This window comes from Amycolatopsis sp. NPDC003731 (assembly GCF_053586895.1).
Genome location: NZ_JBSFNC010000035.1, coordinates 57,598 through 75,919, shown reverse-complemented (window position 1 = coordinate 75,919; position 18,322 = coordinate 57,598). Strand labels below are relative to the sequence as shown.

Genomic DNA, 18,322 nt, shown 5'->3' with positions numbered 1-18,322 from the left:
CGCTTCGGTCGTGTTGAAGCCGTTCTTGTACCACTGCCGCAGGTTGGTCGGCCCCGAATGAGTCATTCGCGGCACCGGTGGCGGGTCGTGACTGCCGTCGGGTGCCCGGCGCGGCCGGATCAAGCAGCGACCTCCGGAGCGTCGTCCTGCGGATGCACGACGAGCGGCTGGGTGGCCGCGGGCTCCGGCTCAGGGGCCGGCTTCGGGTCGGGCGCCGGCTCCGGCTGGGGGGCCGGCTCCGGAGTCGGTGCCGGGGTTCGGCGGAACACCGCGATGTGCCCGCTCACCATCTGGCCGAGCAACACCGCCAGGACCAGCATCAGCGGTGTCCGCCAGGTGCCCGTCCCCGTGTGCAGCCAGCCGCAGACCAGCACCCCGAAGCCCGCGATGACGTACCCCACCCCCTGGACCACCGCGGACAGCGCCACCGAGCTGTCCTTGCTGCGCAACGAGATGGTCGTCAGCGCGAAGGCGAGCGCGCCCATGCCCGTTCCGGTCGCCGCGGCCCACAGCCAGGGGGCCGCCGCGGGCGCCAGGAGCAGCCCTGTCACGCCGATCACGTTCGGCGCGGCCAGGACGACCACGAGCAGGGTCTGGTTGCGCCAGCGGCGCGTCCAGCCCGGCACCAGCCACATCATCGGCAACCCCATCGCCATCGACAGCGCGAGGCACGCACCCGCCGTCGCCGACGGGACGCCGGCGCTGCGCAGGATGCCGGGCAGCCAGCCCATGACCAGGAACGTCACCGTCGAAATCAGTCCGAAGTGGAGGGTCAACGCCGACGCCCGGACGGCGCCCGGTGCGGTCCGCGGCGACGCGAACTCGCCGGGCGTGCGCTGCCAGACCTGCTGGGCCACCAGCGCCGAGGCCGCCCACACGCCCAGGGCGACCCGCCACGACGACGACATGACCGCGGTGGGCGTGACCAGGGCGCCGGCCGTGCTGCCCACCCCCAGCCCGAACGTGAAGGCGGCGGACCCCTGCGCCAGCAACGGCAGCATGGTGCCGAGCACGGCGATGGACAGGCACGCGAGCGCCGTCCCGATCAGGAGTTCCACCGAACCGCCCATGACCCGCCCGGCCAGCGACAGGATCAGCCCGACGAGGGCCACGGTGACGGTCCGGTGCGTCCCCACCCGGCTGCACAGCCACGGCGTCGCCCAGCCGCCGAGGCCGATCGCCCAGAGCGGCAGGGCGACGAGCACCGCGGCGACCAGGCCGCCGGCGACGGAGATGTCCGGCAACGCGGCGCCGAGACTCGTGACCGCCGGCCGCAGGTTGAGTGCGAGAACGAAGATGACCAGAGTGGAGACCGTGGTGGTAGCACGCGACATCGCTCCTCCTCGGGTGTCGAGGCCGGAGCGGCAAACTCCGTAGAGCAATGTTTCGTGGTGCGCGCATTTCAGACATCCGTCACCTGACGGATGAACGAGATTTTGTTGTCCCTCAACGATTGCGGGCCCGGCGAATGGGCGTGCATCGGCACGGCCGGACGCCTCGGGCACGGGACCTCCGTCCAATCCGGTCACGGTCCGTGGTGACGAAATCCCCATCGTGGAACGGAGTTTCCACGAGTGGCGCAGTGGGGACGCCGGGAACAGCAGCGTCGTCACTGTGGATCACCGTGCCCGAGTACTTGAAACGTAACAACCGGTCGTAGTAGCGTCAACGCGCAGGAAATTGAAACCTTTCAATACGGAGGTGCGCGATGCGGGTGAGCGGATGAAGGTCGCCGTGCTGGTCACCTGCATCAACGACGCGCTGTTCCCCGACACCGGCAAGGCGGTGTTCCGGCTGCTGCGCCGCCTGGGCGTGGACGCGGACTTCCCGCAGGCGCAGACCTGCTGCGGCCAGCCGATGGTCAACACCGGCTACCTCGACGAGGCCGTGCCGGTGGTCCGCGCGTTCACCGGCGCGTTCGCCGGGTACGACCACGTCGTCACGCCCTCGGGTTCGTGCGCGGGGTCGGCCCGGCACCAGCACGGCCTGGTCGCCCGGCGCGCGGGGGAGCCCCGGCCGGCCGAGGCGGGGCCGAAGGTCCACGAGCTGAGCGAATTCCTCGTCGACGTCCTCGGCGTGACCGACGTCGGCGCGTACTTCCCGCACCGCGTCACCTACCACCCGACCTGCCATTCGCTGCGCATGCTCGGCGTCGGCGACAAGCCGCTGCGGCTGCTGCGGGCCGTGCGCGGCCTCGACCTCGCCGAGCTGCCCGCCGCCGAGGAGTGCTGCGGGTTCGGCGGCACCTTCGCCGTCAAGAACGCCGAGACGTCGACCGCCATGGGCGCGGACAAGGCCCGGCACGTCCGCGCCACCGGAGCCGAGGTGCTGGTGGCGGGCGACCACTCCTGCCTGCTGCACGTCGGCGGCCTGCTGTCGCGGCAGCGGTCCGGCGTCCGCGTGCTGCACCTGGCCGACGTGCTCGCTTCGACCGAGGAGGACGCGTGAGCGCCACGTTCGTCGGCATGCCCGCCTTCCCGGCGGCGGCCCGGGAAGCGCTCGCCGACACGCAGCTGCGGCGCAACCTCGCCCACGCCACCGCCACCATCCGCGCCAAGCGCGCGGCCGTCGTCGGCGAGGTGGCCGAGTGGGAGGAACTGCGGCTGGCGGGCGCCGCCATCAAGGACAACACCCTGCGCCGCCTCGACGAGCACCTCCTGACCCTCGAAGCGGCGTTGCAGGCGCGGGGCGCGACCGTGCACTGGGCACGCGACGCGCGGGAAGCCTGCGAGGTCGTCGCCGGCATCGCGCGGGACCACGGCGTCGACGAGGTCGTCAAGGTCAAGTCGATGGCGACCCAGGAAATCGGTCTGAACGAGGCGCTCGCCGAGCACGGCGTCACCGCCTGGGAAACCGACCTCGCCGAGCTCATCGTGCAGCTCGGCGACGACCTGCCCAGTCACCTCCTGGTGCCGGCCATCCACCGCAACCGCGCGGAGATCCGGGAGATCTTCCGCCGCGAGATGGCCGCGGCGGGCCGTCCGGCGCCCGAGGGCCTGACCGACGACCCGGCCGAGCTGGCCGGCGCGGCCCGGCTGCACCTGCGCGAGAAGTTCCTGCGCGCGAAGATGGCCGTCTCCGGCGCGAACTTCGCCGTCGCCGAGAGCGGCACCCTGGTCGTCGTCGAGTCCGAAGGCAACGGCCGGATGTGCCTGACCCTGCCCGAAGTGCTGGTTTCCGTGGTGGGTATCGAGAAGGTGGTCCCGACGTGGGCCGACCTCGACGTGTTCCTGCAGCTCCTGCCGCGGTCGAGCACGGGGGAGCGGATGAACCCCTACACCTCGACGTGGTCCGGCGTGACACCGGGCGACGGCCCGCAGGAGATGCACGTGGTGCTGCTGGACAACGGCCGCACCCGCGCGCTCGCCGACGAGGTCGGCCGGCAGGCGCTGCGCTGCATCCGCTGCTCGGCGTGCCTGAACGTCTGCCCGGTCTACGAACGGACCGGTGGGCACGCCTACGGGTCGGTCTACCCCGGGCCGATCGGCGCGATCCTCAACCCGCTGCTCAAGGGCGTCGGCGTGGACGAGCAGACCGACTCGCTGCCCTACGCCTCCAGCCTGTGCGGGGCCTGCTTCGAGGCCTGCCCGGTGCGCATCGACATCCCGGAAGTCCTGGTGCACCTGCGGTCCCGCGTGGTCGACGCACACCGCGGCGGGCCCCCGAAACCCGAGGCGGTGGCGATGAAAACGGCGTCCTGGGTGCTGTCCGACGCCCGCCGGCTCGGCGCGGCCGAACGCGGCCTGGGGGTCGCGAACCGGGCCTTGACCCGCTTCGGCCGCCGCCTGCTCCCGGGCGGCCGCCGGGCCCTGTCCCGCCTGCCGTGGCCGGGTTCACTGTGGACGACCAGCCGCGACCTGCCGGCGCCGCCGCCCGAGTCCTTCCGGTCCTGGTGGCGGAAGCGATGAACGCGCGGGAGGAGATCCTGGCGGCCGTCCGCGGCGCGCTGCGGGACGCGGATCGCACGGAAGCCGTGGTACCCCGGGGCTACCGCGCGGCCGTCGCGGACGTCGAGTTGTTCGCCGAGCGCGTGGTCGACTACCGGGCCACGCTCACCCGGTGCACCGCCGCCGAGCTGCCGGACGCGATCCGCGCGGCGCTGGGGCCGGCGCGGAAAGTGCTGGTACCGGATGGGTTCCCGGTCGGCATCGAGGGGTCGCCGCCGGTGGCGAGCACCGCCGGGCCGACCGGGTTCGACGCCGTCGTCACGACGGCGGCGCTGGGCATCGCGACCACCGGCACGATCGTCCTCGACCACGGGCCGGGGCAAGGCCGGCGGGCGTTCAGCCTGGTGCCGGACGTGCACGTGTGCGTGCTCCGGGCGGAGCAGATCGTGCCGGGGGTGCCGGAGGCGGTGGCCGCGCTGGACCCGGCGCGCCCGCAGACCTGGATCAGCGGGCCGAGCGCCACCAGCGACATCGAGCTGACCCGGGTGGAAGGCGTGCACGGGCCGCGGAGCCTGCACGTCGTGGTCGTCACGGAGTGACCGGAGGCGGTGGCCCGGGCCGCCGCGTTCCTGAGAAGTCCCTGTGGGTTCGTATCAGGGGAAATCCCGTTCCCCTCCGGATATCGCCGGCGATCTTCGTCCTGCCGGGCCTGCGGGGGAGGAGGGCATCGATGGAATCCGGAGAACACCGGGGCCGGGGCGTGCTGGAGGGGGCGTTCCGCGTGCTGGAGGCGTTGTCCCGGTCCGCCGACGGCAGCAGGCTGGCCGATCTCGCCCGCGCGGTGCGCCTGCCCAAAGCCACCGTGCACCGGCTGCTCGAACAGCTCGTCGCGCTCGGGGCGGTGCACCGTCACGAACAGCGGTACTTCATCGGGCGGTCGCTCGCCCGGCTCGGGGCGGCCTGGAACCCGGATCCCCGGTTGCACCACGCGGCCCGGGAGCCGGTGCAGGTGCTCGCCGCCCTCACGGGCACGGCGGTCGTGGTGACGGTGCTGCACGACGACCGGGTCCGGGTGGTCGCCGAAACCCGGTGCGGGAGCGTCGAATTCCCGCCGATGCGGCCGGGGGACACCCTGCCGGACGCCACCGCGGCCGGAAAGGTCCTCCTCGCCGGCCGGGCCGCCGGCGACCGCCTGCCGGTGGAGCGGCGGCGCCGGCAGATCCTGGCCAGGGTCGGCGGCCCGTGGCTGGCCGAGCAGCACGCGTCCGGCGTTTCCTGTGTAGCCGCCCCGATCTGGCACGCGGACGGCTCCTTCGCCGGTTCGGTCGGCGCGGTCGTGGTGCGCCGGGCCGCACCGGCCGGACTCGCCGAGCTGGTCCGGCGGGCGTCGCAGGAGATCACCGACCGGCTCCCGCACCCCCGATCGTTCCGTTGAACGAGACGGGCGTTTCCGGCCACCGGGGCGGCGGGCCCAGAATCCCCGGACCGGGCCACCGGGGTCCGGGTTTTCTCGGGAGGGGAAATGAACCGAATCGCGCGGCGGATCGTCGCGTCGATCGTGTCGGCCGGCCTGGCCGGCGCCGCCTTGCTCACCGGCTCGCCGGCGAACGCGGCGCCCGACTACGGTCCCTACCTGTTCATCAACAACAGCAGCCACCTGTGCATGGACGTGGTCGGCGGCGACCGCGCCAGCGGCGCTCGCATCCAGCAGTGGTACTGCTGGGGAGGGGCGCCGCAACGCTGGACCGAAGAGTACGTGATGACCATCGGCGTGACGCACTACTACCGGCTCCGCAACCTGGAAACCGGCAAGTGCCTCGACGTCCCCGGCGGGGATCCCGCGCCGGGTGTCCTCCTGCAGCAGTGGGACTGCTGGGCCGACGCCCGGCAGGGCTACATGCAGCTGTGGGCGGTGGAGACCCAGCCGTTCTCCCCGCCGGTCCCGACGTCGCGCGTGAAGAACCTGATGACCGGGCGCTGCGTGGACGACAAGGACTGGAGCAACACCCCGGGCACGCTCCTGCAGCAGTGGACGTGCGAGGACACGCCGCCCCAGCAGTGGCACATCCCCTGACCCGGGTGCGGGCCGCCGTGCCGGGCACGGCGGCCCGTCGTCGTCAGCCGACCAGCCGGGGGAACAGCTCCCGCACCCCGCGCCGCAGGTCGTCGAGCGCTGTCTCCTCGTCGGCCAGGTGGCGCAGCAGCGCCTGCTGGAACAGCCCGTCGAACAGCGCGTACGCGTCCGCCGCCGAGCACGTCGGCTCGGCGCCCGCGAGGCCGGCGTACGCGGTCACGTTGCGCCAGATCATGTCCCGCAGGCTGTCGTCGATCTCGGCGACGTCCTCGCGGAACGCCGGCTCGAACAACGACTGCGTGCGCAGGTCGTACCACATGCGGTGCATCAGGGGCGCTTCGCCGAGCGCCGCGGCGAGGCCGTCGGCGCACGCCGCCGCCAGCTCGGCCGCCGTGGCCGCCTCGCCGACGCCGCCCTCGTAACGCTGGACGCACGCCGCCTTGTAGCGGCGGACGCAGTAGGTGATCAGCTCGACCTTGTCGGCGAAGTAGTAGTGCAGCAGCCCGTGGGAGAACTTCGTGTGCTCCGCGATCGTGCGCAGGCTGGTGCGGGCGTAGCCGAGGTCGGCCAGGGCCAGGAGCGCCGCGTCGGCCAGTTCCCGGCGGCGGTCCTCGAACTTGTCGGCTGGGGTCCGGCGCCTCACGGCGGCTGCGCTGGTCACGACCCCGAAGATACCATCCGGCCGTTTTCTGACCAATCGTCCAAGAAAATCTTGACATTCGTCCAAATGGCGGTCATGGTCTTCACCAGCCGCCGGCGATGTCGGGAGGGACGACGATGTCTCTGTTCTTCTACCTGGAGAAAGGCGCCTCCCTGGACCCCGGGGCGCCCTGCTTGACCCTCGACGGGGTCACCCGGTCCTACGGCGAGGTCGTCGAGCTCGCCGAAGCGGTCGCCCGCGCGTTGCGGCGCTCCGGCGTCGCCCCGGGGGACAAGGTCGGCATCCTCTCGGCCAACGACCCCACCGCGTTCACCTGCGTCTTCGGCATCTCCCGGGCCGGCGCGGTGTGGTGCCCGATCAACCCGCGCAACGCCGCCGGCGAGAACGCCGAGCTCCTGGACCTGTTCGACTGCGCCACCCTGGTCTTCCAGCCCGCCTTCGAGGACCTGGTCCGCCGGATCGCCCCGCAGCTGCCGAAGCTGACCACGCTCGTCCGCCTCGGCGACGGCGACGCCTTCGCGCCCGGCTTCGACGACTGGCTCGGCCAGGCGGAAGACGACCCGCCCGCGGTGGCCGAGCCGCCCGGCGACGTCGTCGCCCTGGTGGGTACCGGCGGCACCACCGGACGTCCCAAGGGTGTCATGCTCACCGACCGCAACCTCGAGGTGATGTCGGCGATCACGCTGATGAGCTACCCCTTCGAGGGCCGCCCGGTCTACCTGGCCCTGGCCCCGCTGACACACGCGGCCGGCGTCCTGTGCTTCCCGGTCCTGGCCCGCGGCGGCGAGGTCGTGATCATGCCGAAGCCGGACGTCGGCCGGTTCCTGGAGCTCATCGAACACCACCGCGTCACGCACACGTTCCTGCCGCCGACGCTGATCTACCTGGTGCTCGGCCACGAAGCCCTCGACCGCACGGACCTCTCGTCGCTGCAGTGCTTCTGGTACGGCGCGGCCCCGATGTCGACGGCCCGGCTCACCGAAGCGCTCGACCGGATCGGGCCGATGGCGCAGCTGTTCGGCCAGTCCGAGGCCCCGATGATGATCTCGACGATGTCCCCGGCCGAGCACCGGCGGCCCGACGGCACCGTCCACACCGGACGGCTGTCCTCGGCCGGGCGGCCGTCGCCGCTGGTCACCGTGGCGATCCTCGACGGCGACGGAAACCCGGTCCCGCAGGGGGAACGCGGCGAGATCTGCGTGCGCGGCTCGCTGGTGATGGCCGGCTACCACCGCGACCCGGAAGCCACGGCGGAGGCGTCGGCCCACGGCTGGCACCACACCGGCGACATCGGGTTCCTCGACGGCGAAGGCTTCCTCCACATCGTCGACCGGGCCAAGGACATGGTCATCACCGGCGGGTTCAACGTCTACTCCGCCGAGGTCGAGCAGGCGGTGCTGGCCCACGAAGCGGTCCGCGACTGCGCCGTGGTCGGCCTGCCCGACGACAAGTGGGGCGAGCGCGTGACCGCCGTCGTCCAGCTCCGGCCCGGCGCCGAACTGGACGCCGGCGAGCTGATCGCCTTCGTCAAGGACCGCATCGGCAGCGTCAAGGCCCCGAAGCAGGTCGAAGTCTGGCCGGACCTGCCCCGCTCGACCGTCGGCAAGGTGCTCAAGGCCGACATCCGCACCACCCTCGCCACCCGTTGAAGGAGAACACATGAAACTCGCGCTCTACCTGCCGAACTTCCGGGACAAGGTGACCGTGCGGGAGCTCGAGGACCTCACCGCGCTGGCCGAGGACCTCGACTTCGACTCCGTCTGGACGCTCGACCGGATCATCGTCCCGGAGACGTCGGACACCCAGGAGATGCAGTACGCGTTCGGCATGATCGAGGGCTTTCCCAAGGGCCTGCCGGTGAGCTCGCGCGGCGAGTTCCTCCAGGGCATGCCGCTCATCCCGTGGCTCGCGGCGAAGACGTCGAAGGTGCGGATCGGGATGAGCATCATCGACACGCCCTACCGCTCGCCCGGCGTCCTCGCCGCGGAACTGGCGACCATCGACCACCTCTGCGGCGGCCGGCTCAACGTCGCCGTCGGCTCCGGCTGGATGCCCGAGGAGTTCGCCGCCGCGAGTGCGTCGCACATCTTCCCCAAGCGGCACCAGCACGTCCGGGAAACCTTGGAGATCATGCAGGGCATCTGGACCAACGACCTGTTCGAGTACCACGGCGAGTTCGCCGACTTCCAGCGCAGCGGGTTCGGCGCCAAGCCGGTGCAGAAACCGCACCCGCCGATCTTCTTCAGCGGCCTCAAGGACGCGAAGCGGTCGGCCGCGCGCATCGCGAAGTACGGGCTCGCCGGCTGGATCGGCATCCAGGACTCGCCCGAGGACATCACGAGGTGGCGCACCGAGATCCAGCGCGAGCTCGAGGCCCTCGACACCCCGCGATCGGTCGACGACCTCGAGATCGCCAGCATGATCTGGTTCGTCATCACCGACCAGGACATGGACCAGAGCCCGCTGGGCAAGGGCACCAACCTGCTCGTGGGCTCGCAGGCGCAGATCACCGACCGGCTCAAGCGCTACCGGGAAGCCGGGCTGACGATGCCGTTCCTGTGGCCGCCCTTCCAGGACGTCCCGGTGGCGAAGACGCTCGACGACCTGAAGCGCCTCAAGGAAGAAATCCTCCCCAAGATCGACGCGATGTGAAAGGGACCAGCATGTCCGAACTCGATGGAAAGCGCGTCTTCGTCACCGGCTCGGGTGCCGGTATCGGCAAGGCGATCGCGGCGCTGTTCACCGAACGCGGCGCCCGGGTCGTCGTGAGCGACCTCGACTCCCTCGCGGCCAAGCAGGCGGCCGACGAGATCGGCGCCGCGGGTGTCGCCAACTGCGACGTCACCGACGAAACCCAGGTCCAGACGGCGATCCAGCAGGCGGTCGACCTCCTCGGCGGCCTGGACGTCCTGGTCAACAACGCGGGCATCGAGGTGTCGTCCCCGCTGCTGCAGCAGCCGACGGAGAGCTTCGACCGGATCTTCGCGGTCAACGTCCGCGGCACGTTCGTGACGATGAAGGCGGCGACCCCGCACCTGGTGGAGTCCAAGGGCAACATCGTCAACATCGCCTCGATCGCGGGCATCGGAGGGAGCCCCCTGCTCGGCTCGTACTGCGCGACGAAGGCGGCGGTGATCCAGCTGACCCGCGTCGCGGCGGTGGAGATGCGCCCGACGGGAGTGAGGGTCAACGCGGTCTGCCCGGGCTTCGCGGACACGGCCATGGTCGAGCGCCTGGTCCCGGACTTCGAGGCGGCCACGCAGGTCCCGTTCGGCGACCTCGTCGCGGCCAAGCAGGGCCGGCTGGGCACCCCGCAGGACATCGCGGAGGTGACGGCGTTCCTGGCCTCGGACCGGGCGAGCTGGATCACCGGCAGCCACTACGTCCTCGACGGCGGGTTGACGGCGTCGCTGGTGTGACACGCCGATGCCCGGCCGGTTCGGTGGCGAACCGGCCGGGCATCGGTGTGCCGGGAGCTGAGCCGAAACCGGCCGAATAGGACAGTCCAGCCCCAGGGCACGGCACCGAAGTAACCGAATACCCCGTCCGACGTCTTCTCAAACGACTACTTTTCGTGACTATCCATCGTCTTTCCCCCTCGTTGCAACGGAATTCCCGGTGATCCGTGTACGGATCGTGAGAATTCCGTGATCATGTAACGGTCCCGCGGCGTGGCGTCTCGGTACTCCACGAAACCATCTCCGACCCGCGTTTGGGGGACATCCCATGCTCGTCGACGTCACCACCACCCGGTCCGCTCTCTTCCGCCCGGACGCGCAGCTCTGGCCGTCCGCACCCGAGCGTCCGATCGGGACGTCCGAAGAGGTCACTCCGGTGGGCGAACTGAGCCTGCTCGGCGGGTTCCGGCTCGTGCTGCGCGGAGAACTGGTCGACGTGAGCACGACCGGGCAGCGGCTCGTCGCCGTCCTCGTCTGCCACTCCGGCTCGGTCGCGCGGCGGCAGATCGCGCACCTGCTGTGGCCCGATGCCACCACCGCGCGCGCCCACGCCAATCTACGCACCGTCATCTACCGGCTGGAACGAACCTGCCCGGGCCTGATCGTCGTGTGCGGTTCCTACCTGCGGCTCGCCGGCGGCCTCCGCATCGACCTGGACGAGACGACCGCGCTGGCCAACCGGATCCTCGCCACCGAAGGCCCGCTGCCCGCCGCGGTGCGCACCGAAGCCCTCGACGCCGGCTTCCACCACGACCTCCTGCCCGACCTGGACGACGAATGGCTGCTGGAGTACCAGACCCGGTACCACCAGCTCCGGCTGGCCGCACTGGAAACCCTGTCCCGCCGCCTGGCCGGCGAGGGCCTGCCCGGCGCGGCCGTCTGCACGGCGTTGGCGCTGGTGCAGGCGGATTCCCTGCGCGACAGTGCACACCAGACGCTCATCCGGGCCTGCCTCGTACAGGGAAACCAGCAGGAAGCGCTTTCGTACTTCGCCGACTACCAGCGGATCTTCCGCGACGAGCTGGGCGTCGAACCCGCTTCCAGCATCGGCCAGCTGCTCGACGAACCGGCCGCCGGCCTCGACGTGTGACGCTCGGAGAACGGTGCGCCGACGGCGCCGCCGTCACTCTTGCGAGTGAATGTTCCCCGGAGTGATGAGAACAGTGAGCCGGTGAGGGAAAGTGACTGACACGACCGATGCCGTGGCTGCGCCGCAGCTGCCGACCGCGCGGGCCGTCCCGCCGCTGCTGGACCAGAGTCCCATGTGGACCGACGAGATGGTGGCCGGCGCGGGCATCCCGGTGCACGACGCGCCCTTCGTCAGCGTCGGCGGGGGGATGGGCTCCTTCGTCACCGTCGACTACCTGCGGATCGCCGGCGACGTGCCGGCGCAGGACATCCGCGTCCTGTCGAACCTGGCCCACCCGTGGGAGACCTACGAGTACCTGACCCGCGTTTCGCAGCTGCCGCGGGCTCGCCGGATCCGGTCGGACTCGGCGTCGCGGCCGGACAACCTGTGGGGCTTCCCGTCCTACGCGCTGCAGGAAGCGTGGCGGACCCGCAGCCTCAAGCCGTTGACGCAGGTGTTCCTGGAGCCGGACTTCGCCGACTTCTACACCCCGGTGCTCGGCACGGTGCTCGACGGCATCGCGCGGGAGGCCGACCGGATCCGGTACGGCGAGATGCTGGTGCGCGGCGAGGTGCAGGTGGTCCGCCGCCGCGCCGGTGGCGGGTACTTCAGCCTGCTGTCCCCGGCCGCCGCCGACGGGAGCCCGGCGCCGGGGCACGTCGCCTTCCGCTCGCGGGACGTGCACCTGGCCGTCGGCTACCCGGGCCTGCGGTTCCTGCCCGACATGCAGGCGTTCCGCGAACGGATGAACGACTTCCACCACGTGGTCAACGGCTACGAGGACCACGAGCACGTGTACCAGGCCCTGCGCCACCGGCCCGGCACCGTGCTGGTGCGCGGCGGCGGGGTCGTCGCCTCGGCCGTCCTGCACCGGTTGATCACCGACCGGCTCTCCGGCGGCGCGGAAACCCGGATCGTGCACCTGTTCCGCACCTTCTACGCCGGCCACCACGGGCCGCACCCGTGGGCGCGGCGGCCCGGTCGCGACGGCTGGGCGTTCCAGGGCTTCAACTACCCGAAGTCCGCGTGGGGCGGCCAGTTGCGCGCCCGCATGCACGGGCTGGAGGGCGCCGACCGGGTCCGGATCTACGAGCAGATCGGCGGGACGACGACGCCGTCGCGGCGGCATTGGCGCGAGGGGCAGCGGACCGCCCGGGAACAGGGCTGGTACCAGCCGGTCTCCGGACGGATCGCCGACCTGCGGCTCGACGGGACGGGCATGGTGGCCACCATCGGCCGCCCCGAGGGCCTGGCGAACGTCGCCGTCGACTACGTGATCGACTGCACCGGCCTCAACGGCGACATCAGCGAGCACCGCGTCCTCGGCGACCTGCTGCGCCAGCCCGGCGTCGGGCGCAACGTGCTCGGCCGGCTCGACGTCGGCGAAGCCTTCGACGTGCGCGGAGCGGACAACGGCGAAGGACGGCTCTACGCGACCGGCGCGGCCGCGTACGGCGGCTACTTCCCCGGGGTGGACACCTTCCTCGGGCTCCAGCTCGCCGCGCAGGACGTCATCGACGACATCGCCCGGCGCGGCTACTGCGACCACATGGGACCGGTCAGCTCCATCGCCCGGTGGCTGAAGTGGGCCACCGGACGCCGGATCTGACCGTACGTGGAGAGGACGACGACGTGGTGCCGACACTGCTCGGCCGGATCCAGACCCGGCTGTTCCTGCTGATCTTCCTCGGTGGTGCGCTGACCGCGCTGCTCGCGCCGATCCTGCCGATCGACGCCCCGGTGGCGCAGCGGTACCAGGCCACCTTCGTGGTGCTGGGCGCCGTCACCGTGCTGGGGGTCGGCTGGGAGTTCGTCTACCACCTGCTCATGCAGTGGCGGTGGGAGAAGGACTGGCCCACCCTCTTCGGCCTGCTCACCGCCGTGCCGGAGGGAATCCTCGTGTGGGTCCTGGCGGGCCGGGGCCGGCTGCCCTGGCTGCCGGGCCCGGTGCCCTGGGGCGCGTTCCTGATCCACTTCGGGGTCGTCTGGCTGGCGGTGTGGCTGCTCGCGAACGGGCCGATGCGGGTGCCGTTCATCCGATGGAGGTTTCACGGCGGGAGACTGGTATGAGCACGGTTCTGGACAACGCACCGCAGGCGGCCGCGACGGCCCCGGACGGGCTGCACCCGTTGCGGGGCAACGCAGTCCTGGCCCGCTACGGTGACCTGACCCTGGTCTGCGAAGCGGTGCCCGGCCGGCAGCACCGCATCGGCGCGCTGCTCGACGCGGTCGCCGCGATCGCGGCGGACGAGGCCGACGCGCGGCAGCTGAGCCGCCGGGTGGCGGGACTGATCGACGCGGACGCCGAAGACTTCCCGGCCCTCTGCGCTTTCGGCCCGACCGGAGACGGCATGGCGGCCGTCGTGCACGGCGGGGCAGAGCTGATCGTGACGGTCAACGGCAAGCACGTCCACCTCGACGGCCGCGACGCGGCGACGGTCCTGGACCGGGTGATCACCGATCGGGTGGACGCCGTACGCGCGGTACTGGGCGGCACGGACCTGGGCACGCTGGACGACGCCCCGGCTCCGGCTCCGGCCGAGCCGACTCCGGCGCGGGACTCGGCTCCGGAGGTGGAGCAGGCGGCAGATCCGGCCCCGGTTCCGGCGCCAGCTCCGGTGCCGACGCAGGTCCCGGCCGCGGCTCCGGCTCTGGGGGCAGCGCCCGCATCAGCTCCGGTGCCGGCGCAGGCTCCGGCCACAGCTCCGGCGGCGGCGCAGGACTCCGCTCCGGTAGGGGGGCAGGCGACAGCTCCGGCCTCGGGTCCGGCGCCCGCGCCAGCTCCGGTCCCGGCGCAAGCCCCGGCCGCGGCTCCGGCGCAGGACTCGGCTCCGGCGGCGGAGCAGGCAGCAGCTCCGGCTCCGGTGGCGGAGCGGACGACAGCTCCGGCTTCGGTACCGGCGCCCGCGCCAGCTCCGGTGCCGGCGCAGGCTCCGGCCGCGGCTCCGGCTCCGGTGGCGGAGCAGGCGGCAGCTGCGGCTTCGGTTCCGGTGCGAGCAACAGCTCCAGTGGCGGCGCCCGCATCAGCCCCGGTTCCGGCGCAGGCCTCGGCCGCGGTTCCGGCGCCCGCGCCAGCTCCGGCCCCCGCACCGGCGACCGAAACCGCGCCGGCCACCGCCGAGTCCACAACGGACAGCCGCCCCGTCGGGGTCGTCGTCGCGACCGTGCCCGGGGTGCGGTGCGCTCGTGATCACTTCAACGATCCCGCCGTCTCCTACTGCTCCGTGTGCGGGATCTCGATGGCGCAGGCCCCGCGCTCGCCGGATGTCGGACCGCGACCGCAGCTGGGCGTGCTCGTGCTCGACGATGGCACCACCGTCCCGCTGCTGCGGGACCTCGTGCTCGGCCGGATGCCCGAGTTCGACGAGGCCGTGGCCGCGGGGGAGGCCGATCCGGTCACGCTGGCCGATCCGCTCGTCTCGCGGCGGCACGCCCGGATCGCGTTGCGGGGCTGGCAGGTCGTCGTCACCGATCTGCAGTCGGCCAACGGGACCTTCGTGCTGCCTCGGGGGAGCGCCACCTGGCGCCGGCTGGAACCGGGGGCCGAGACCGTGCTCGAGCCCGGCTCGACCGTCGCCGCCGGGATGCGGCAGCTCCACTACTTCTCCCACCGGCACTGCTGATCCCCGACTCCGAAGGAGCCCGCCATGCCGTCGTCGTCCTTCCTCGCCCGCTTCTCCGCGTGGGCCCGCCACACGCCGGAGGCGCCCGCTCTGTCCGCCGGTGACCGGGTCGTCTCCTACGCGGCCCTGGGGCGCCTGGCCGCCGGGTTCGGTCCCGCCGTCGCGCGGACCGCCGGACCCGTCTGCGTGGCCCCGCGCCGGTCGCCGGACACCGTCGCCCTCGTGCTGGCCTGTCTCGCCGGGGGAAAGCAGGTCCTGCTGCCGCCCGCCGAACTCGGGTCGGACGCGCTCGTCGACCTGTGCGGCCAGGCGGGGTGCTCGGCCGTGCTCGCGGGGGACGGGGAGTTCGTCCGGCTGGCCCGGGCGGACGTGCGGCCCGCCGCGCCACCCGGCCTGCTCCTGACCACCTCCGGCACTACCGGGCCGGCCCGGACGGTGGTGCTCGACGCCGCCGGGCTCGACCGGTTCTTCGGCTGGGCCTCGGCCCGGTTCGGGATCGGCCCGGGCGTCGCGACGCTCAGCTGCGTGCCGTTGAACTTCGACCTGTCCCTGCTGGACGTCTGGGCCGCGCTGGCGGCCGGGGCGCGGGCCGAGCTGGCCGCACCCGAAGCCGCCACCGACGGCGCCCGCCTGGCGGAGGCGTGCGGGCGCGCCGACGTCGTGCAGCTGTCGCCGATGCACCTGCGGATGCTGACCGAATCGGCGGCCCGGCCGCTGCCCGGCGTGCGGCACGCGATCTCCACCGGCGACGTCCTGCCGCCCCGCCTCGCCGCCGCGCTGCCGGCGCTGTTCCCCCGGGCGCGGGTGTGGAACCTCTACGGCTGCACGGAAACCAACGACAGCTTCCTGGCCGAAGTGGACGCCGAGGAGGCCCTCGCGCTCGGCGCCGTACCCCTCGGCAACCCCATCGCCGGGGTGCGGGCGACCATCGCCGGTGACGACGGCGAAACCGTGACCGGCGCGGGGCGGGGCGAACTGCTGGTGTCCACGCCGTTCCAGGCCCGGGGCTACCTGGACCGGCGGCGGGGCGGGATCGTGCCGCTCGGAAGCCCGTTCCGCACCGGCGACGTCGTCGAGCGCGACGAGCGGGGTCGGCTGTTCCCGCGCGGCCGCCGCGACGACCAGGTGAAGGTGCGCGGCGTCCGGACGAACCTGCAGCAGGTCGAGGCGGTCATCCTCCGCCACACCGACGTGGTCGACGCGCTCGTCACCGCGACCGCCGACCCCGCCGAGGGCCACCGGATCAGCGCGTCGGTGCGGCTGCGGCCGCGGACCCGGCTCACCGGGCTGCAGCTGCGCGTGTACTGCCGCGCCAAGCTGCCGGCCACCGCCGTCCCGAGCGACGTCGAGATCGTCGAACACCGCATCGGCCGGACCGCGAACGGGAAGCGGCGGGCCGTGGCCACCTCGAAGGAAGGAACCCTGTCATGATCGTGCGTTCCAAGGCGGAAGTGACCTGCGTCGACTGGGGGAACGGGCTCAGCTACCGGTTTCTCACCCAACGCGACAACATGGGGTTCACCCTGGCCCACACGCTGGTCAAAGCCGGTTCGAAATCGCCGCTGCAGTACCGCAGGCACCTGGAAGCCTGCTACTGCATCTCCGGGCGGGGCCAGGTGGTCACCGCCGACGGCACCACCTTCGACCTGGCGCCCGGCGTCATCTACGCCCTCGACGACCACGACGAGCACTTCCTCATCGCCTGCACCGAAGGCGACATGGAACTGGTGAGCGTCTTCAACCCGCCGCTGCGCGGTGACGAGCGGCATTCCTTCGACCAAGCCGAATTCTCGCACTACTGAGCGGTTCGCCGGCCGGGGAGGCGGCCGGAACCGCCGGTCCAGCAAAGGAGTGACGATGGACAACACGACCAACGCCGGAGGAAGCCACGGCTTCGACCGCGGCCCCCGCACCCAGGGCTTCCCCGCCCAGCCGCCGACCGGGCCACCCGGCTCCGCCCCGCGGCCGGACCTCGGCTTCGCGCCGCCCGCCCCGCCGCCGAGGCGCCGGCGCCGCGGCCCGGCGATCGTGGTCGGGGTGCTCGTCGCGGTGATCGCGATCGCCGCCGGGTTCGTCGTCGGCTGGGTCGTCAACGACGACTCGGACGGCGCGGACGGGCTGTCGGTCCCGCTGGCCGCCCAGAACGGCACGGCCGCCGGCGACGCCGGGGACTCCCTCGCCGGGGCCGGCAATCCCGCCGCGGGTGGCGGTGGCCCCTTCGACCTGCGCCGCGGCGCCGTGTTCGTGCAGACGAACGATCCGACGGCCAACGAGGTCATCGCCTTCTCCCGCAGCGAGGACGGGCGGGTGCACGAGGTCGGCCGGTACAAGACCGGCGGCGTCGGCAGCGGCAGCTTCGAGGACTCCGCGCACGGCATCGTGCTCGGCACCACGGCGGGGGAGACTTCCCCGCAGCACAACCTCGACAGCGCGCAGCTGCTGTACGTGGCCAACGCGGGCAGTGACTCGATCAGCGTGTTCCGGGTCGCGGCCGACGGCCTCCAGCTGGTGTCGAACGTGCCCTCCGGCGGGACCAAGCCGGTGAGCCTCACGGTGAACCACGGCCTGCTCTATGCGCTCAACAGCGGTGAGCTCGACGACCGGTTCGTGCTCCGGTTCCCCGACCAGTTCCTGGACAACTGCACGCACGGCGACCAGCCGTCGGTCTCGGGCTTCCGGATCGACGTCGAGGGCAGGCTCACCCCGATCCCCTCGTCCACCCGCCCGCTCAGCGGCGGCGGCCGCTCCGGCTGCGCGCAGGTCTCGTTCACCCCGGACGGTTCGCAGCTGGTCGTGTCCGAGCGGGTCGCCACGCTGCCCACGCAACCGGCCGAAAACGGGGCCATCGACACCTTCGCCGTCAACCCCGACGGGACGCTGGGGGCCAAGTCCGTGCAGAACACCTCCGGCGCCGGCCCGTTCGGCTTCGCGTTCACCAAGGACGGCACGGTCCTGTTCAGCGAGCAGAACCACACCGACAAGGGCAAGGGCACCGCGAGCAGCTACACCATGCTGGGCAACGGAACCCTGAAGGCGATCAGCAAGGCGGTGCCCAACAGCGGCACCGACACGTGCTGGATCGTCCCGACCAACGACGGGAAGCTGGCGTTCACCTCGAACGCGCTGGGCGGCGGCTCGCTCTCGAGCTACCGCGTCGAAGACACCGGGGCGCTGACGCTGCTGCACCCGCAGGCCACCGACAAGGGCCCCAAGGACGGCACGCTGGACATCGCGCTCAGCCACGACAGCCGATGGCTGTACCAGCTCAACTCCCACTTCGGGCTGCTGCAGGTGTTCCAGGTGAACGCCGACGGCACGCTGAAGTTCCTCGAGGAGCACAAGGCGTTCGACGTGGTCCTCCCGGAGAACGGCGGCCAGCTGCCCCCGTTCGGGATCGCCGCGTACTGACCGTCCACAGAGGACCAGAAGGACTCCGCCGGGCGCGCTGTGACGCCGTGGCGACGGCGGTCCGGGAAGACTTCCGACCACA

General features: G+C 72.2%; 17 protein-coding genes. 15 read left to right on the top strand and 2 right to left on the bottom strand.

Annotated elements, in window-relative coordinates; translation table 11 throughout:
• Positions 1 to 119: 119 nt before the first annotated feature.
• Positions 120 to 1,334 carry an MFS transporter gene (locus ACWDN5_RS17435; protein ID WP_449677027.1) on the bottom strand — a complete coding sequence of 405 codons (1,215 nt, stop codon included), beginning with the start codon at positions 1,332 to 1,334 and terminating at the stop codon, positions 120 to 122.
• A 388-nt stretch (positions 1,335 to 1,722) separates the two neighbouring features.
• Here ACWDN5_RS17435 and ACWDN5_RS17430 point away from each other — a divergent pair, with 388 nt between their 5' ends.
• The 5 genes from ACWDN5_RS17430 (at position 1,723) to ACWDN5_RS17410 (ending at position 5,961) form a co-directional block, all read left to right on the top strand.
• Positions 1,723 to 2,448 (top strand): (Fe-S)-binding protein, encoded by a 726-nt coding sequence (locus ACWDN5_RS17430; protein WP_449677030.1) that lies wholly within the window; start codon positions 1,723 to 1,725, stop codon positions 2,446 to 2,448.
• Positions 2,449 to 2,465: 17 nt separating this feature from the next.
• Positions 2,466 to 3,908, top strand: coding sequence for a lactate utilization protein B (locus ACWDN5_RS17425; RefSeq protein ID WP_449677029.1), 1,443 nt, complete (start codon positions 2,466 to 2,468; stop codon positions 3,906 to 3,908).
• Positions 3,905 to 4,486: a LutC/YkgG family protein gene (locus ACWDN5_RS17420; RefSeq protein ID WP_449677026.1), complete on the top strand. Its 582-nt coding sequence runs from the start codon at positions 3,905 to 3,907 to the stop codon at positions 4,484 to 4,486. Before ACWDN5_RS17425 ends, ACWDN5_RS17420 begins: the two co-directional genes overlap by 4 nt.
• 131 nt (positions 4,487 to 4,617) lie before the next feature.
• On the top strand, positions 4,618 to 5,322 hold the full coding sequence (locus tag ACWDN5_RS17415) for an IclR family transcriptional regulator (RefSeq protein WP_449677025.1): 705 nt from the start codon (positions 4,618 to 4,620) through the stop codon (positions 5,320 to 5,322).
• A gap of 87 nt (positions 5,323 to 5,409) precedes the next feature.
• Positions 5,410 to 5,961: an RICIN domain-containing protein gene (locus ACWDN5_RS17410; protein WP_449677024.1), complete on the top strand. Its 552-nt coding sequence runs from the start codon at positions 5,410 to 5,412 to the stop codon at positions 5,959 to 5,961.
• A gap of 43 nt (positions 5,962 to 6,004) precedes the next feature.
• Here the strand turns inward: ACWDN5_RS17410 and ACWDN5_RS17405 are convergent, their stop codons facing one another.
• Positions 6,005 to 6,622: a TetR/AcrR family transcriptional regulator gene (locus tag ACWDN5_RS17405; RefSeq protein ID WP_310994544.1), complete on the bottom strand. Its 618-nt coding sequence runs from the start codon at positions 6,620 to 6,622 to the stop codon at positions 6,005 to 6,007.
• 116 nt (positions 6,623 to 6,738) lie between these two features.
• Here ACWDN5_RS17405 and ACWDN5_RS17400 point away from each other — a divergent pair, with 116 nt between their 5' ends.
• From ACWDN5_RS17400 to ACWDN5_RS17355, 10 genes are all read left to right on the top strand, one after another.
• Complete coding sequence (locus tag ACWDN5_RS17400) at positions 6,739 to 8,271, top strand: acyl-CoA synthetase (protein WP_310970034.1); 1,533 nt, start codon at positions 6,739 to 6,741, stop codon at positions 8,269 to 8,271.
• A gap of 10 nt (positions 8,272 to 8,281) precedes the next feature.
• Positions 8,282 to 9,274, top strand: coding sequence for an LLM class flavin-dependent oxidoreductase (locus ACWDN5_RS17395; protein ID WP_310970035.1), 993 nt, complete (start codon positions 8,282 to 8,284; stop codon positions 9,272 to 9,274).
• Positions 9,275 to 9,285: 11 nt separating this feature from the next.
• Entirely contained in the window at positions 9,286 to 10,041 is a 756-nt protein-coding gene (locus tag ACWDN5_RS17390) for an SDR family NAD(P)-dependent oxidoreductase (protein WP_310970036.1), read from the top strand.
• Between the two features lie 307 nt (positions 10,042 to 10,348).
• The gene (locus tag ACWDN5_RS17385; protein WP_449677023.1) at positions 10,349 to 11,170 is read left to right on the top strand and encodes an AfsR/SARP family transcriptional regulator; all 822 of its coding nucleotides are present in this window, start codon (positions 10,349 to 10,351) and stop codon (positions 11,168 to 11,170) included.
• A 91-nt stretch (positions 11,171 to 11,261) separates the two neighbouring features.
• Positions 11,262 to 12,818 carry an FAD/NAD(P)-binding protein gene (locus tag ACWDN5_RS17380; protein WP_310970038.1) on the top strand — a complete coding sequence of 519 codons (1,557 nt, stop codon included), beginning with the start codon at positions 11,262 to 11,264 and terminating at the stop codon, positions 12,816 to 12,818.
• Positions 12,819 to 12,841: 23 nt separating this feature from the next.
• The gene (locus tag ACWDN5_RS17375; protein WP_449677022.1) at positions 12,842 to 13,279 is read left to right on the top strand and encodes a hypothetical protein; all 438 of its coding nucleotides are present in this window, start codon (positions 12,842 to 12,844) and stop codon (positions 13,277 to 13,279) included.
• The gene (locus ACWDN5_RS17370; RefSeq protein WP_449677021.1) at positions 13,276 to 14,832 is read left to right on the top strand and encodes an FHA domain-containing protein; all 1,557 of its coding nucleotides are present in this window, start codon (positions 13,276 to 13,278) and stop codon (positions 14,830 to 14,832) included. The genes ACWDN5_RS17375 and ACWDN5_RS17370 overlap by 4 nt, the downstream gene beginning before the upstream one ends.
• Positions 14,833 to 14,856: 24 nt before the next feature.
• A complete protein-coding gene (locus tag ACWDN5_RS17365) occupies positions 14,857 to 16,263 on the top strand; it encodes an AMP-binding protein (RefSeq protein ID WP_449677020.1) in 1,407 nt (468 codons plus the stop codon).
• The gene (locus ACWDN5_RS17360; protein ID WP_310970042.1) at positions 16,260 to 16,634 is read left to right on the top strand and encodes an ectoine synthase; all 375 of its coding nucleotides are present in this window, start codon (positions 16,260 to 16,262) and stop codon (positions 16,632 to 16,634) included. The genes ACWDN5_RS17365 and ACWDN5_RS17360 overlap by 4 nt, the downstream gene beginning before the upstream one ends.
• Positions 16,635 to 16,689: 55 nt before the next feature.
• Positions 16,690 to 18,240, top strand: a complete 1,551-nt coding sequence (locus ACWDN5_RS17355; protein WP_310970043.1) for a lactonase family protein — start codon at positions 16,690 to 16,692, stop codon at positions 18,238 to 18,240.
• Positions 18,241 to 18,322: the final 82 nt, after the last annotated feature.

Excerpts from the sequence above, each read along its gene's own strand:
- ACWDN5_RS17435 (WP_449677027.1), bottom strand. The coding sequence starts at position 1,334 with ATGTCGCGTGCTACCACCACGGTCTCCACTCTGGTCATCTTCGTTCTC.
- ACWDN5_RS17400 (WP_310970034.1), top strand. The coding sequence starts at position 6,739 with ATGTCTCTGTTCTTCTACCTGGAGAAAGGCGCCTCCCTGGACCCCGGG.
- ACWDN5_RS17390 (WP_310970036.1), top strand. The coding sequence starts at position 9,286 with ATGTCCGAACTCGATGGAAAGCGCGTCTTCGTCACCGGCTCGGGTGCC.
- ACWDN5_RS17410 (WP_449677024.1), top strand. The coding sequence starts at position 5,410 with ATGAACCGAATCGCGCGGCGGATCGTCGCGTCGATCGTGTCGGCCGGC.
- ACWDN5_RS17425 (WP_449677029.1), top strand. The coding sequence starts at position 2,466 with ATGCCCGCCTTCCCGGCGGCGGCCCGGGAAGCGCTCGCCGACACGCAG.
- ACWDN5_RS17355 (WP_310970043.1), top strand. The coding sequence starts at position 16,690 with ATGGACAACACGACCAACGCCGGAGGAAGCCACGGCTTCGACCGCGGC.
- ACWDN5_RS17360 (WP_310970042.1), top strand. The coding sequence starts at position 16,260 with ATGATCGTGCGTTCCAAGGCGGAAGTGACCTGCGTCGACTGGGGGAAC.
- ACWDN5_RS17395 (WP_310970035.1), top strand. The coding sequence starts at position 8,282 with ATGAAACTCGCGCTCTACCTGCCGAACTTCCGGGACAAGGTGACCGTG.
- ACWDN5_RS17370 (WP_449677021.1), top strand. The coding sequence starts at position 13,276 with ATGAGCACGGTTCTGGACAACGCACCGCAGGCGGCCGCGACGGCCCCG.
- ACWDN5_RS17415 (WP_449677025.1), top strand. The coding sequence starts at position 4,618 with ATGGAATCCGGAGAACACCGGGGCCGGGGCGTGCTGGAGGGGGCGTTC.
- ACWDN5_RS17430 (WP_449677030.1), top strand. The coding sequence starts at position 1,723 with ATGAAGGTCGCCGTGCTGGTCACCTGCATCAACGACGCGCTGTTCCCC.
- ACWDN5_RS17365 (WP_449677020.1), top strand. The coding sequence starts at position 14,857 with ATGCCGTCGTCGTCCTTCCTCGCCCGCTTCTCCGCGTGGGCCCGCCAC.
- ACWDN5_RS17420 (WP_449677026.1), top strand. The coding sequence starts at position 3,905 with ATGAACGCGCGGGAGGAGATCCTGGCGGCCGTCCGCGGCGCGCTGCGG.
- ACWDN5_RS17385 (WP_449677023.1), top strand. The coding sequence starts at position 10,349 with ATGCTCGTCGACGTCACCACCACCCGGTCCGCTCTCTTCCGCCCGGAC.